At 41.0% G+C, this 15,450-nt stretch carries 14 protein-coding genes; 12 read left to right on the top strand and 2 right to left on the bottom strand.

Annotated elements, in window-relative coordinates; all coding sequences use genetic code 11:
- Positions 1-435: 435 nt before the first annotated feature.
- From F7888_RS20915 to F7888_RS20895, 5 genes are all read left to right on the top strand, one after another.
- A complete protein-coding gene (locus F7888_RS20915) occupies positions 436-879 on the top strand; it encodes a YwiB family protein (RefSeq protein ID WP_191783080.1) in 444 nt (147 codons plus the stop codon).
- Positions 876-2,546, top strand: coding sequence for an arginine--tRNA ligase (gene argS / locus F7888_RS20910; protein WP_191783078.1), 1,671 nt, complete (start codon positions 876-878; stop codon positions 2,544-2,546). The genes F7888_RS20915 and argS overlap by 4 nt, the downstream gene beginning before the upstream one ends.
- Before the next feature lie 89 nt (positions 2,547-2,635).
- Positions 2,636-2,812: a XapX domain-containing protein gene (locus F7888_RS20905; protein ID WP_191783076.1), complete on the top strand. Its 177-nt coding sequence runs from the start codon at positions 2,636-2,638 to the stop codon at positions 2,810-2,812.
- 207 nt (positions 2,813-3,019) lie between these two features.
- Positions 3,020-3,502 (top strand): DNA-binding protein, encoded by a 483-nt coding sequence (locus F7888_RS20900; protein ID WP_191783074.1) that lies wholly within the window; start codon positions 3,020-3,022, stop codon positions 3,500-3,502.
- A 12-nt stretch (positions 3,503-3,514) separates the two neighbouring features.
- Entirely contained in the window at positions 3,515-4,147 is a 633-nt protein-coding gene (locus F7888_RS20895; RefSeq protein ID WP_191783072.1) for a PIN domain-containing protein, read from the top strand.
- Here F7888_RS20895 and F7888_RS20890 read toward each other — a convergent pair.
- Complete coding sequence (locus tag F7888_RS20890) at positions 4,144-4,821, bottom strand: GNAT family N-acetyltransferase (RefSeq protein ID WP_191783070.1); 678 nt, start codon at positions 4,819-4,821, stop codon at positions 4,144-4,146. The genes F7888_RS20895 and F7888_RS20890 overlap by 4 nt on opposite strands.
- 390 nt (positions 4,822-5,211) lie before the next feature.
- Here F7888_RS20890 and F7888_RS20885 point away from each other — a divergent pair, with 390 nt between their 5' ends.
- A complete protein-coding gene (locus tag F7888_RS20885) occupies positions 5,212-5,970 on the top strand; it encodes a DUF2087 domain-containing protein (protein WP_191783068.1) in 759 nt (252 codons plus the stop codon).
- A gap of 414 nt (positions 5,971-6,384) precedes the next feature.
- On the opposite strand, the gene cls is transcribed toward F7888_RS20885, so the two are convergent.
- Positions 6,385-7,587, bottom strand: a complete 1,203-nt coding sequence (cls, locus tag F7888_RS20880; RefSeq protein ID WP_191783066.1) for a cardiolipin synthase — start codon at positions 7,585-7,587, stop codon at positions 6,385-6,387.
- 181 nt (positions 7,588-7,768) lie between these two features.
- Here cls and F7888_RS20875 point away from each other — a divergent pair, with 181 nt between their 5' ends.
- From F7888_RS20875 to F7888_RS20850, 6 genes are all read left to right on the top strand, one after another.
- Positions 7,769-9,868, top strand: coding sequence for a (Fe-S)-binding protein (locus tag F7888_RS20875; RefSeq protein ID WP_191783064.1), 2,100 nt, complete (start codon positions 7,769-7,771; stop codon positions 9,866-9,868).
- Positions 9,869-10,240: 372 nt separating this feature from the next.
- Positions 10,241-11,422, top strand: a complete 1,182-nt coding sequence (locus F7888_RS20870) for an acetyl-CoA C-acetyltransferase (protein ID WP_191783062.1) — start codon at positions 10,241-10,243, stop codon at positions 11,420-11,422.
- A gap of 22 nt (positions 11,423-11,444) precedes the next feature.
- Complete coding sequence (locus F7888_RS20865) at positions 11,445-12,299, top strand: 3-hydroxybutyryl-CoA dehydrogenase (protein WP_191783060.1); 855 nt, start codon at positions 11,445-11,447, stop codon at positions 12,297-12,299.
- A gap of 37 nt (positions 12,300-12,336) precedes the next feature.
- Complete coding sequence (locus F7888_RS20860) at positions 12,337-13,476, top strand: acyl-CoA dehydrogenase (protein ID WP_191783058.1); 1,140 nt, start codon at positions 12,337-12,339, stop codon at positions 13,474-13,476.
- Positions 13,477-13,493: 17 nt separating this feature from the next.
- Positions 13,494-14,633, top strand: a complete 1,140-nt coding sequence (locus tag F7888_RS20855; protein ID WP_191783056.1) for an acyl-CoA dehydrogenase — start codon at positions 13,494-13,496, stop codon at positions 14,631-14,633.
- A gap of 165 nt (positions 14,634-14,798) precedes the next feature.
- A complete protein-coding gene (locus tag F7888_RS20850; protein WP_191783054.1) occupies positions 14,799-15,434 on the top strand; it encodes a TetR/AcrR family transcriptional regulator in 636 nt (211 codons plus the stop codon).
- Positions 15,435-15,450 lie beyond the last annotated feature (16 nt).

Here is a 15,450-nt window from a genome sequence, read left to right as displayed (position 1 = left end):
ATATCACTCTAGTTCGTCGGATTCTGATCTATTTTGGTTGAATAAAAAGATAAATTGCATCCATCAAGAGCGTTTCGTTGAATTCCGCCGGACTTTCGTCGGAATATCACTTTAGTTCGTCGGAATCCGCTCTACTTTGGTTGAATTCGTGGATAAAGTCCATATAATTATGTAAAAAGAAATGAGTCATTTTATTCACAATGTTTGACGACCAAGAAAAACATTGAAAAGAGGAATAAAAATGACTCAATTACAGTTTAACCAAGATATAGAAGTTTTAAAACTGAACTTACTCAGAATTTATTTGTAGACTCCAGTCATCAACTATCCTTCAAAGCCAATCTCTTCTTCTCCCACCCTACCTATTGAACTTTCACGCAAGAATCTTTATACTTATGACGGTATATACATCATTAGAAATAAGGAGTGTAACAATTGAGCGTTGCTTCCGACAAAGGAACACCCATTCAACTAAAGTTTGTCACAGAAATAAACGACCAAAGGCAAAAACAAACCGTTGCATTTCAGGCAAATGGTCAATACTACATAAAAGGAAATTCTACATATCTACAATTTATTGAGCCTAATGACCTTGGAGATGTCAAAACCATTGTCAAAATTAAGGAATCAGAGGTATTGATTCTCAGGTCGGGTGCTGTTACAATGAGACAGCTTTTCCGCAAAAGCGAGACAACGAACGGAACCTATCAAAGTCCTGCTGGCAACATGGAAATGCTGACAAACACAAATAATGTGGAATATAAATTTTATAACAAATCCCATAAGGGTCACTTGTTTTTAACCTATACACTTGTCCTACAAGGAGAACCGACAGGACGGTATACAATCACCATCACATTTAAGGAGGAGAAAGAATGAACGTCTTTGATCAAGTAAAAGAACGTTTGAAAGATGAAATAAAAGCATCCGTAATAAAAGCCGGACTTGCCACTGAGGACCAAATACCTGAGGCTGTACTAGAAATTCCAAAGGAAAAAGCACACGGTGATTTCTCAACAAATATGGCAATGCAGCTTGCTCGAATTGCGAAAAAAGCACCAAAGGCAATCGCTGAAGATCTTGTGAATGCATTTGACAAATCGCAAGCATCAATTGAAAAAATTGAAATCGCTGGTCCTGGATTCATCAATTTTTACATGGACAATACATACTTAACAGATTTAATCCCATCGATCCTAAAAGCAGGCACTGCCTATGGTGAAACAAACGTTGGAAATAACCAAAAGGTTCAAGTCGAGTTCGTCTCTGCCAATCCAACAGGTGACCTTCATTTAGGACATGCTCGTGGCGCAGCAGTAGGAGATTCATTGTGTAATATTCTTTCAAAAGCGGGCTATGACGTATCTCGTGAATACTACATTAATGATGCTGGAAATCAAATTAATAACCTTGCATACTCAGTGGAAGCACGTTATATGCAAGCATTAGGCCTAGACAAAGAGATGCCAGCAGATGGCTATCATGGTCAGGACATCATTGGAATTGGAAAGAAGCTAGCTGCGGAATTCGGCGACAAATATGTTCATGTTGCAGAACAAGAGCGCTTCGATTTCTTCCGTGAATATGGTCTGAAATATGAAATGGCGAAATTACAGAAGGATCTAGAAGAATTCCGCGTATCGTTTGATGTGTGGTACTCTGAAACATCCCTTTATCATAATGGGAAAATCGACACAGCCCTTGCAACACTCAAAGAAAAAGGTCATATCTACGAAGAAGATGGAGCAACTTGGTTCCGTTCTACAACGTACGGAGATGACAAAGACCGTGTCTTGAAAAAGCAAGACGGCTCTTACACGTATTTAACGCCTGATATCGCGTATCATCAGGACAAGCTAGAGCGTGGTTTTGAAAAGCTGATTAACATTTGGGGTGCAGACCACCACGGTTACATTCCACGTATGAAAGCAGCGATTCAAGCATTAGGCTATGGCCCAGACACATTAGAAGTAGAGATCATTCAGCTTGTCCATTTATATAAGAATGGCGAGAAAATGAAGATGAGTAAGCGTACAGGGAAAGCTGTAACGATGCGTGACCTAATTGAAGAGGTTGGCTTGGATGCGGTTCGTTACTTCTTCGCAATGCGTAGTGCTGATACTCACATGGACTTCGACCTTGATCTAGCGGTATCAAAATCAAATGAAAACCCAGTGTACTATTCTCAATATGCACATGCTCGTATTTGCAGTATGCTAAGACAAGGGGAAGAGCTTGGGATTGACATAAATGATCAGCTTAACCTTGAACATATTACATCAGAGAAAGAAATTGATTTACTTAAAAAGCTAGGTGAATTCCCAGCAGCTGTTGCAGAAGCTGCAGAAAAGAGAATTCCACATCGTGTCACGAATTACTCATACGATCTAGCTTCAACTCTGCACAGCTTCTACAATGCAGAGAAAGTACTCGATCCAGAAAATCTTGAAAAATCAAAAGCACGCCTAGCATTAATGAAGGCTGTTCAAATCACATTACAAAATGCACTTGCGCTAATTGGTGTATCTGCTCCTGAAAAAATGTAAAAACGAATCAAAAGACCCTCTACTCCCGAGTAGAGGGTCTTTCATTTGGACATAAATAAAAGGAGTGATAGACGTAGGAGGAAATCTAAATGAGAGAAACCATATTAGCCCTATTCACAGGAATCATTGTAGGTTTTATCTTTGCATTATTACGTTTACCCATCCCAGCCCCACCAGCCCTTGCCGGCGTAACTGGGATTGTTGGAGTCTATTTAGGATTTAAGATTTTTACTTGGTTAGCGGTGATTTTTAATAAAGGTGTGTAAACAAAAAAACACCCCCTGGATCGTATTTAGGAAGTTACTAAATCGATTATTCAGGTGGGTGTTTTTTTATAGAAAATCACTCAAGATCTTATTAGATTTTTGTATCTTTATTAGAGTTGTGATATATACTTTATTATATGGTTTCATTTGTTTCGTTTTTTTCTTTTGTTTCAATTTATGGATATGTATAATTGGAGGTGAGGAGAGGTGAGTGAAGATATGAACGCTGAAATTGTAGGTAATCTTTATGATACTATTAAAAATAAAAGTGTTACTAATGAATCTGAGATAAGCGAAGGAGCGAGACGCTACGTCACTATTCTTAGGATGCAAATGGAGCTGGAAAAACAAAAGGAACAGATTTATCTTGAGCTTAATGAATTTGAGAAACAAGAAGCAAGTAAAATTCTTAAAGAAGAGATAAATGGAGAATTTCCTGAGTATCTGCCAGTCCGAGACGTTGCAGAAATCCTTGAAGTAACCCCACAAATGGTTAGAAGATATTGCGCAGATGGACGAGTTGATGCAAGGCAAAGGCTGGAAGGCAGTGGAAAGTGGCTTATTCCAACAGACCAGTTCATCACACATCCTAATTGGAAAAAATACAGTGAGAAAAGGAAAAAGGTCAAAAAACAATCTGACAATATTGCTAGTAAGATGATGAAATATCTTGAAGAAGATGTGGATTAATAAGGAGGAACAATGGGGGACTCAGAGATAAAATCATATTTATTAGATACCAATGGATTTAGATATCTAACCAATCCCAAAGAGGATAAAGGAATTAAGAAAGCTGCAAATACATTTTGGAGGCAGGCAAGTGAGGAAATACAAAATGGAAAGGCTATTTTAGTTATTCCTAAGGAAGTTGCCAGAGAATTAGAAGTTCAGAGTTTTTCACTTCCAGGTGGCGAAAAGCAATATGTCCGTATAGCAGAATTATTGGAAGAAGTTGAAGAAACACTTCCAGATATCTCAACACCTGAAATTGAGCATCAAATAAGAAAAATATCAGCTTATATAGGTGAGGAATTTCGAGAGGTTATAAAAGCAGACCTTGATATTACCAAAGTAAAGTATGGTAGTGTATCAGATATAAGAATCTTTTACTCTGCTTGGCAATATGATTGCGTACTTGTTACTGGTAATGTTAAAGACTTTATTTTATATCCTCTGTTATTTTCTCATGAAGAAGATAGATTATTCGATATTATCACAGGTACATACAAGAAGTATGCAAGAACATCCTACTTAGCAATTACAAATGACCCCGTTTTTTTAGGGATGATGCAAGACTTACAAAGAATAATAGAAAAAGCAGAAAATGAAGTCTAATTGTCCTTGTAGAGTCCCATTGAATCTAAACAATGACTAAGAACCTGTTTATTTATTCTGTTTACCAAGTCATATTTTTCCCTATACATCACCTGAACAAAGTCTGCAATTTCCTGCTTCGTTAAATCTGTTTGATTGCTAAGAAGATGTAAGGGTACATAATGCTCATCATTGTTTAAAGGTGGTTGTAAATAATTCACTCCAAGCAATGGTTTGTAGCCATTTCTCTCAAAAAAACGAGTTCTTTTGATACAATCCTCTTTATCTTTTGGCGAGTGAGCAAGTTCAAGTTTTTCAGTTTCCAAAATGATGGCTCTAGGTGAAGTGTTTCCAGCAGATATGGCATCTATTTTTAATAACTCTTCTATTTTCGCTAATGTCTTTGAGCCTAATCCACTATTTCTTACATGAGGATTAGTTGCTAAATAAACAATAAAACCAAAATTTGCTTCAGCAAAATAGTGACCTGTTGCAAAAGAAACAAGCTGTTCCCCATCATACCCAACCACAAATCGGAAACTATTTGGCTCTCGATTCTTTCCATAATTTAAACTTTCCATAAAAATAGTATGAGGTTCCCTAACCTCAATCGGAAATGCCTGGTCATACAGCTCAAATGCCTTCTCTATATTAATCAAATGATCATAGGTTATTTGTTCCCATCTAACATTCATCTTTGTTACCACCATATTCGTTATATATTTATGAAATTATAGCATTTGATCGAAAATAAATTCAATCAAGGGCGTAACCAGTAGTGGAGTTGGAAAATAACCGGAGAAATTCCTCTTATTTAGAAAATAGTTATTAAATAAGGCCCAAATAGAGGGAAAAATTTCGGCTATTGACTTGAAAAACACGAAAATGAGCGCTTTTTTTATGCATAGCGGAAAAATCTTCCCTTATTTACCTCTGAAAAAACTCAATTTAGCAAATAACCGAAAAATCTCCGCTTATCCCTCCAGCTCGCCTTACTCAAAAATAATTCTAGTCCGTTGACAAATTAGTAAACAAAATTATAAAATGTTTATAAATATATAAACGATAGAGGTGTTTGTTTAAAAATGAACGATGATCTATTTTGGGATGCAACAATTGACGAACTTTCAAATGGTTACCGACAGTTAGAGGATGAGTATGTGTGTTTGATATGTGGTGAAGGGTTTGAAGATGGGATTATCTATCCAATGGATGGCACGTTGTTTGAGGCAAAAAAGGCTGTTAGTAAGCATATACAGGCAAACCATATTTCAGTGTTTGATTTTCTATTAAACCTTGATAAAAAATACACAGGGCTAACAGAACACCAAAAAGAATTGCTTCACTTTTTCAAGGAAGGGTTAAATGATAAGGAAATCGTTAAGGAGTTAAATGGAGGCAGTCCCTCAACGATAAGGAATCATCGATTTAAGCTAAAGGAAAAGGAAAAGCAAGCGAAGGTATTCCTGACATTAATGAACCTCTTGGGTAATACGTCAGATGATAAAAAGGAAGATCGTTTTGTTAGTTTTCATAAGGGGGCAACAATGGTGGATGAACGTTATGCAATCACGGAAGATGAAAAGGAAAAGGTGCTCACAACCTATTTCAAACAAGGGATTGATGGTCCATTGACTACTTTTCCAAGTAAGGAAAAAAGAAAGATTATTGTATTACAAACCATTTTGCTACGATTTGAGAAGAGTAAAAAATACACTGAAAAAGAAGTAAACGATCTATTAAAAGCAATTTACAGTGACTTTGCAACCATCAGAAGATACCTGATTGAATATGGCTTCATGGACCGTAGTAAGGACTGTACTGAATACTGGGTGAAAAATTAAGGCTGTTTTCTCAAAGTTTGTTGTTTTTTGAGGTGAATTAGTTGAGAATAGATTTCTAGCAGACTGAATACACGGAGACTCCCGTGGGACTAGTAGGCTCCCACAGGACGCGGAGTGTATTCAGGCTGCGGTATCAAAAGCAACAATATATACGAAAACAGCCAAAATTAAAATAAAAGAAGAAACTCCTCTTATTAGAAAATGATGATCAAAATCGCCATAAATAGAAGGAGAAATTCCGGCTATTTACTCGAAAAATGCAAAAAGGAGCGATTTTTCAATGGATAGCCGGAAAATCTTCCGTTATTTTCCCCGAAAAAGGCTCAATTCTGCTAATAACCGAAAAATCTCCGCTTATCTCCTTACCCCCACTTCAGCCTCACCTCCTGCACTTTCGCACAGGAGGCTAGGCTCTCACAAAAAATTGGAAACCAACGTAGAAACCTTTTCTTTCCCGCGGTGAAAGAGGCCTCTTTTTTTTAGCTCATCAAATGTCAGCAGAGTGGCATCGGCGAGATCTTTGCGGATTTCACTTTTCACATACTGAATGAATGGTTTGTCATAGATGTAACAGTTGATTTCATGGTTGAGAAAGAAGCTGCGTTTATCGATGTTGGCTGTCCCGATATCACAGATTTTGTCATCAATCAAAAATACCTTTGCGTGATAAAATCCTCTTTCATAGAAGTAGAATTGAATGCCGTTACTCATAAGTGGCTTGAAATAAGGGTAGGCAGCTTCCTTGACCAATGGATGATCACCGATTCGAGGAATGAGTATTTTTACGTTCACCCCACGATGGGACGCATTTTTTAAGGCTTCAACGACTTCCTTGCTCGGGATAAAATATGGAGATCCAAGAATGATTTCATCCTCTGCTAAATTGAGTAAATCGGTGAAATGATGCTGCAGGAAGGCACCATCTGTTGGGACAATCTTCATCTTTTTGGAACCCTCTGGAAGCTCGGGGAAATACTTTGTATTCACGAGTAATTCTTCACCCGTTGTATCATGGAAATCATATAAAAATTGCGTTTGTAAATCATGTACAGCAGGTCCAGATACTTTAAGATGATAATCACGCCAAAATCCGAATTTGGGATCTCGACCAAGGTATTCTTTGCCAACATTAAAGCCACCGACATAGCCAACCTTTCCGTCGATCACAACAATTTTCCGGTGATTTCTTTCGTTTATGGAATACCAAATAAAAGGGAATTTCGGTTTATGACAATAATAAAATTGAACGCCACTTTCCTTCAGCGCTTTTATGCTTTTCTTCGTCATTTTATTCCCACCAATCCAATCCACAAGCAGACGTACTCTTACGCCCTTCTCTGCTCGTTCCATCAAAATGGATAGGAATTCCTGACTGATTGGATCATCCTTCACGATATAAAATAAAAGATGGATATGCTCCGTCGCCTGTCGCAATTCATCAAACAAATCGGTAAAGAGTTCCTCACCTACATTGAACAGAGTGAGTTCTCCCATTCGTTCTGGATATTCTCGCTTTGTTACTGCAGCTAAGTGTCTTTTTCGACCTAATTTAAAGTCAATAAAGAGCCACAAAAATACAAGTAGCAAGAGCACTATGATAGAAAGTGTGATGATCAAAAACGTCCCTCCTGTCTTAGTGGTCTGTATAGTTTGGGTAAAAATGCTTGGAATTATGAGTGGAGATTCAAAATAACGTATTGACTGAATGTTCATTCATTTTTTATAATGGGAATATCAAAACGATTCTGAAATAGGATAGAGATAAGGGGAAAGCAAAGACAAAGAGGGGAGCAGGGGTATGACATTACTAATAATCAATTGGTTGGCGTTCGTTATTGTAACCGCTTACGCATTGTATTTATTCATTTACTTACTCAAAACGAGAACAGCCTATATTAAATTGGGGAAAAAAGTGGAGTTTGACCAAAAGGTAAAAGAACGTCTGAATAATGTTTGGATCAATGTATTCGGTCAGAAAAAATTATTGAAGGATAAGAAAAGTGGTATCATCCATGTGATGTTCTTCTATGGGTTCATTCTTGTTCAATTTGGGGCAATTGATTTTATTTTGAAGGGATTAGTGCCAGGTGCACATCTCCCATTTGGGCCGTTGTACGGAGGCTTCACCTTTTTTCAAGAGCTTGTCACCTTTATGATTTTAATTGCGGTCGGTTGGGCTTTTCACCGTCGTTATATTGAAAAGCTTGTTCGCTTGAAGCGAAACTTCAAATCTGGTTTAGTCTTGCTTTTTATCGGTGGGTTAATGCTGTCCGTATTATTTGGAAATGGAATGGGAATCATTTGGCATGACCATGGCTTAACGGCTTCTGAGCCGATTGCTTCCGGCGTTGCCTTCTTGTTTGGTGGAATCAATGAAACAGCGGCAATTGTTTTATTTTACGTGTCGTGGTGGATTCATTTAGTGCTACTGTTGGCCTTTCTAGTTTATGTTCCACAATCTAAGCACGCCCACTTAATTGCTGGCCCAGTCAATGTTTTTCTAAGTCGTTTGACACCGCCAGGGAAGCTAGAAGCCATTGACTTCGAAGATGAAACACAAGAAACCTTTGGTGTTGGAAAAATTGAAGACTTCAAGCAAACGCAGTTAATCGACCTCTATGCTTGTGTGGAATGTGGACGCTGTACGAATATGTGTCCAGCGACAGGAACTGGGAAATTACTCTCACCAATGGATTTAATCGTGAAGCTTCGCGACCATTTAACGGAAAAAGGAGCGGTTGTGACCTCAAGAACACCGTGGGTTCCAGCAGTTGCCTTCTCGCATACGAAAGGAAATCAGCTAGCTTTAGCATCAAGAGGCAAAGGGCATGAAGAATCTGCGGCTGCTGTAGAAAGTCCATATAACCCAAGCTTAATTGGGGATGTGATTACAGAAGAAGAAATCTGGGCGTGTACGACCTGCCGAAACTGTGAGGATCAATGTCCAGTCATGAACGAGCATGTCGATAAAATTATTGATTTGCGAAGATATTTAGTCCTGACAGAAGGAAAAATGGACGCAGATGCACAACGAGCAATGACTAATATTGAGCGTCAAGGAAATCCATGGGGACTGAACCGCAAAGAAAAAGAAAATTGGCGTGAACTAGACGAAAGTGTCCATATCCCAACGGTAAAGGAAATGAAAAAAGCAGGGGAAGAATTCGAGTATTTATTCTGGGTTGGTTCGATGGGGGCGTTTGATAATCGCAGTCAAAAAATTGCCGGGTCATTTGCCAAGCTAATGAATGAAGCGGGAGTGAAATTTGCGATTCTTGGTAACAAGGAGAAGAATTCTGGAGATACACCGAGACGTCTTGGAAATGAATTTCTATTCCAAGAGCTTGCGACAAACAACATTGCTGAATTTGAAAAGAATGGTGTCACCAAGATTGTTACAATCGATCCACATGCCTATAACACCTTTAAAAATGAGTACCCTGATTTCGGTCTCAAAGCGGAGGTCTATCATCATACGGAACTTCTAGCAAAGCTGGTAGAAGAAGGAAGGCTTGTTCCAACATTTGAAGTCAATGAGACGATTACCTTCCATGATTCCTGTTATTTAGGGCGTTACAATGAAGTATATGAGCAGCCACGCTCGATTTTAAAAGCGATTCCTGGAGTGAAGATCGTTGAAATGGAACGAAATCGTGAAACTGGCATGTGCTGTGGGGCTGGTGGTGGAATGATGTGGATGGAAGAAGACAAAGGCACGCGTGTCAATGTTGCTCGAACGGAGCAAGCCCTGCAGGTGAAGCCAACAGTGATTAGCTCAGGCTGCCCGTACTGCTTAACGATGCTAAGTGATGGAACAAAGGCGAAGGAAGTCGAAGACAAAGTCGGCACATATGATGTTGCGGAGCTATTAGAGAAGTCTGTCCTTGGTCCAAATTAAGAGTTTACTTGATTACTAGTGGAAACACCACTTCTCCCTCTTTTGAAGTGGTGTTGTCCGTTTTGTGACAGAAAAATGAAAATTTTGTGGAATAAAATGAGTGAACGTTCAGTCACGAATATGTTAGAATAGTAAGAACATAGTGAATTATTAAATATGAAGGTTCATGTTGTCATATAGATATGATAAGGCGGTTTTTCTATATATGAAGCCTAGCAGACTGAATGCACGTAGACTCCTGCGGGATTTGTGAGTCCCCGCCGGACGCGGAGTGTATTCAGGCTGCGGGGGTGAAAGCGATGATATATACGAAAACAGCCTATGATAACGAACCTAAATGTAAGCGATTACGAATCTAGGGGGATTTTTTTCATGGGGAAAACAGTGATCTTAGGGGGAGCAAGAACACCGATTGGAAAGCTTGGGGGAAGCTTAAGCTCGTTAACAGCATCAGAGCTTGGAGGAATAGCGATCAAAGAAGCACTTCATCGCACAAAGGTATCTGCACAAGACATCGATGAAGTGATCATCGGTACTGTGTTACAGGGAGGACAAGGACAAATTCCTTCACGACAAGCCGCTCGTCACGCGGGACTACCTTGGGATATTAAGACGGAAACCATCAATAAGGTCTGTGCATCAGGCTTTCGAAGTGTCACATTAGCAGACCAAATTATTCGTTCAGGGGATGAAGAAGTCATTGTAGCTGGTGGCATGGAATCAATGAGTCATGCACCATACCTATTACCAAAAGCACGCTGGGGTCTGCGAATGGGTGATAGCAAGGTGAATGATCTGATGATCCATGATGGATTAACCTGCAGCTTTGAAGGTGTACATATGGGAGAATACGGGAATGGTGTGGCGAAGGAGCTTGAAATCTCACGTCATTCTCAGGATGAATGGGCACTAAGGAGTCATCAGCGAGCAGTAGAGGCCATCGAGTCTGGGAAAATGGTGGAGGAAATCGTCCCAGTTGAGTTAAAAGACCGAAAAGGACATGTGACATACGTAGAGGCGGATGAGTCCCCGCGTAAGGACACATCGATTGATAAATTATCGACGTTAAAACCAGTATTTAATTTTGATGGCACGATTACTGCCGGAAATGCACCGGGAATTAATGATGGTGCCGCAGCTCTTGTGTTAATGAGTGAGGAGCGTGCAGCGGTGGAAGGCAGAGAAGCGCTAGCAACGATTCTTGGTCATGCCGAAATTGCAGTAGAAGCCAAGGATTTTCCGAAGACACCGGGACTAGTGATCAATAAGCTCCTTGAGAAAACAGGAAAGAGTGTAGAAGAAATTGAGTTGTTTGAAATTAATGAAGCTTTTGCCGCTGTAGCACTGGCAAGTATTCAAATTGCTTCCATTGATCCAGAGAAAGTGAATGTAAACGGTGGAGCCGTTGCCTACGGACACCCGATTGGAGCAAGTGGTACGAGAATCATTTTAACATTAGCAGTTGAATTAAAGCGCCGAGGTGGAGGCTTAGGAATCGCTGCAATTTGTAGCGGTGGAGGCCAAGGGGACGCGATCTTAATCGAAGTGAAATAGTTTTTACACGAGGGGGATGAGGATGGGAATTCAACAGGTGATGGTCATTGGTGCCGGTCAAATGGGGTCAGGGATTGCCCAAGTATGTGCAGTCGCAGGATATACGGTGCTCCTTCATGATTCAAACGTAGAAAGCTTACAGAAAGGCTATCAAAAAATCAAACAGAACCTGAAGCGACAGATTGATAAAGGACGTATGTCAATTGAACAGGTTGAGTCCATTTTAGCCAATGTGACGTTAGCTGAAAGGTTAGAACAGGCAAGTCAGGTTGATCTCGTTATTGAAGCCGTTGTGGAAAATATGGACGTGAAAAAACACCTTTTTAAGCAGCTTGAACAAGTAACGAAGGCTGACGCGATTTTAGCATCCAATACATCGTCCTTGCCGATTACTGAAATTGCAGCAGCGACAAATAGTCCAGAACGAGTTATCGGCATGCACTTTATGAATCCGGTGCCGGTGATGAAATTGGTTGAGATTATTAGGGGATTGGCAACGAGTGATGACGTGTATTCGCAGGTTGCAAGGATGACAGAAAAGCTCCAGAAGGTCGGCGTCCGTGTCAATGATTTCCCAGGCTTTGTCTCAAACCGAATTCTGATGCCGATGATTAATGAGGCGATCTTTACCGTGTATGAAGGGGTGGCAACACCTGAGGCGGTCGATGAGGTGATAAAGCTTGGCATGAATCACCCGATGGGACCGTTAACCTTAGCTGACTTCATCGGTCTGGATACCTGTCTATACATTATGGAAACCTTGCACGAGGGCTTTGGTGATGATAAATACCGACCATGTCCTCTGCTGCGTAAATATGTAAGTGCGGGCTGGCTTGGGAAGAAATCAGGCCGTGGTTTTTATGTCTATGAAGGCTGAATGGATTTAGCAAACTTAGAAGAGGCGGTGCAACCTCATGAACCTACATTTTACCGAAGAGCAAGAAATGATGAGGAAGATGGTCCGTGATTTTGCTCAGAAAGAAATCACCCCTTTTGTTGAAAAAATGGAGGCTGGTGAATTTCCAAGGGAGATCCTTACGAAAATGGGGGAGTTGGGGCTCATGGGTATTACCGCTCCTTCCCAGTATGGTGGCGCTGACATGGACTTCACCTCCTATATCATTGCCATTCATGAAATTTCAAAAATCAGTGCAACCGTAGGTGTCATCCTATCCGTTCATACGTCGGTGGGAACCAATCCAATCCTCATGTTTGGAACAGATGAGCAAAAAAAGCGCTATGTTCCAAAGCTAACAAGTGGGGAATTCTTGGCGGCTTTTTGTTTAACCGAACCAAGCTCTGGCTCAGATGCAGCTAGCCTAAAAACTAGGGCAGTCAAACAGGGAGATCATTACCTATTGAATGGAACAAAGGCCTTCATCACCAATGGAGGCGAAGCAGATGTTTATATTGTTTTCGCCCGTACAAACCCTGACATTCCAGGAAGTAAGGGCATTAGTGCGTTTATTGTTGATAAAGGGACAGAAGGTTTTGTCATTGGCAAGGACGAGAAAAAGATGGGGCTGCATGGATCAAGGACAGTCTCTTTAACTTTTGAAAATGCTTTGGTGCCAGCTACGAATCTATTGGGTAGAGAGGGAGAAGGCTTCAAGGTCGCGCTAGCAAACCTAGAGGTCGGCCGAATCGGTATTGCCGCACAAAGCTTAGGAATTGCTGAAGCTGCCCTAGAGCATGCCACTCAATATGCAAAAGAGCGAGTCCAATTCGGGAAGCCAATCGCGAATTTGCAGGGAGTCGGCTTCAAGCTAGCTGATATGGCAACCTCAGTTGAAGCGGCAAAGCTATTAGTCTATCAAGCTGCTTCACTTCGAACCGAAGGAATCCCTTGTGGAAAAGAGGCCTCGATGGCAAAGCTATTTGCTTCATCCACCGCGATGGAGGTGGCAACAGAAGCAATCCAAGTATATGGCGGCTATGGGTATACAAAGGATTACCCAGTGGAACGATTTTTTCGAGATGCAAAGGTTTGTCAAATCTACGAAGGAACAAGTGAAATTCAAAGGCTTGTCATTAGTAAAAGCTTATTGAACTAGGAGAGGCGGGGGAGATTATGCAATTTAAACTCTCAGATGAGCATGAAATGATTCGGAAAATGGTGCGAAGCTTTGCGACAAAAGAGGTGGCACCAACAGCAGCTGAGCGAGATGAAGAAGAACGGTTCGACCGCGAGATTTTTGAAAAAATGGCTGAATTAGGGCTAACTGGAATCCCGTGGCCAGAGGAGTATGGTGGAATTGGCAGTGACTATCTTGCCTATTGTATCGCAGTCGAGGAGCTCTCTAGAGTCTGCGCCTCAACTGGGGTGACTCTATCGGCTCATACTTCCTTAGCTGGCTGGCCGATCTACACATTTGGAACCGAAGAACAGAAGCAGAAATACTTAAGACCAATGGCTGAGGGAACAAAAATCGGTGCCTATGGATTAACGGAGCCTGGCTCTGGCTCTGACGCAGGCGCAATGAAAACAACTGCTGTCTTGGACGGAGATAGCTATGTCTTAAATGGCTCTAAGATTTTTATCACTAATGGAGGCGTGGCGGACATTTATGTGGTGTTTGCCTTAACAGACCCAACCTCCAAGCATAAAGGAACGAGCGCATTCATTATCGAAAGTGACTCTCCGGGCTTTTCTGTCGGGAAAAAAGAAAAGAAGTTAGGGATTCGTTCCTCACCAACAACGGAGATTATTTTTGAAGATTGTCGCGTACCAAAGGAGAATCTCCTAGGTCAAGAGGGAGAAGGATTCAAGATTGCGATGATGACTTTAGATGGAGGGCGAAACGGGATTGCGGCACAAGCCGTTGGGATTGCTCAAGGTGCATTAGACGCTAGCCTTGAGTATTCCAAAGAACGCGTCCAATTCGGCAAACCAATCTCTGCCCAACAAGGCGTTGGCTTCAAGCTCGCAGACATGGCGACATCCATTGAAGCAGCACGTCTATTAACCTATCAAGCAGCATGGCTTGAATCTGCGGGTCTCCCTTATGGGAAAGAATCGGCGATGTCAAAGCTATTCGCTGGTGACACAGCGATGAAGGTCACAACAGAAGCTGTGCAGGTATTTGGTGGCTATGGCTACACAAAGGACTATCCTGTAGAGAGATATATGAGAGATGCAAAAATTACGCAAATTTACGAAGGAACACAGGAAATCCAACGATTGGTCATCTCACGGATGTTGACGAAATAGATGGATCGGGTCAGGAGCCCGTTTTGTTGAATTAATTTCTAGCAGACTGAATACAATTAAGACTCCTGCGGGATGCGTGAGTGGCCGCCGGACGGGGAGTGTATTCAGGCTGCGGCATTAAAAGCAGCAATCCCTTAAAGTAAAGAAAAATGGATGTGATGAAATGTGGCGAAAAGACTTGTTCATGCTTCGGTAAAGGATGAGCGTTTAATCAAAAAGAGGCGTGACCAAATGATTAAAGGGGCTGTCACTCTTTTTAAAGAAAAAGGATTTCACAGAACGACGACAAGAGAAATTGCGCGAGCTGCGGGGTTTAGTATCGGCACGCTCTATGAATATATCAAAAATAAAGAAGATATCCTGTACCTCGTCTGTGACAGTATCTATGACCATGTCACAGAGCGACTAGAAGAAGATATTAATTACCGTACAGGTAATCTTGATAGCCTAAAGGCAGCCATTGCCCATCACTTCAGAGTGATGGATGAAATGCAGGATGAGGTTCTTGTGATGTATCAAGAAGCAAAATCGCTGACAAAAGACGCACTGCCGTATGTGCTGAACAAGGAAAATGAGTTAGCGCGAGTGTTCGAACAAATGATTCGGAGATGTGTGGAAACGGGTGAACTCCATTTAACGGAAACGGAAATTCCACTCATTGCCCACAGCATCATTGTTCAAGGCCAGATGTGGGGGTTTCGTCGCTGGGTTATTCAAAAGCGGTACACGCTTGATCAATATATTGAAATCCAAACGAACCTTATTCTATTTGGTATGACTAAATCGACAAAAATCGAGTAAATTCGGGTGGTGACAG

The sequence above is a fragment of the Litchfieldia stipae genome (assembly GCF_014837155.1).
Lineage (GTDB): Bacteria > Bacillota > Bacilli > Bacillales > Bacillaceae_L > Litchfieldia.
Note: the sequence above shows the minus strand (reverse complement) of the source record. Positions and strands in the feature narration are given on the sequence as shown.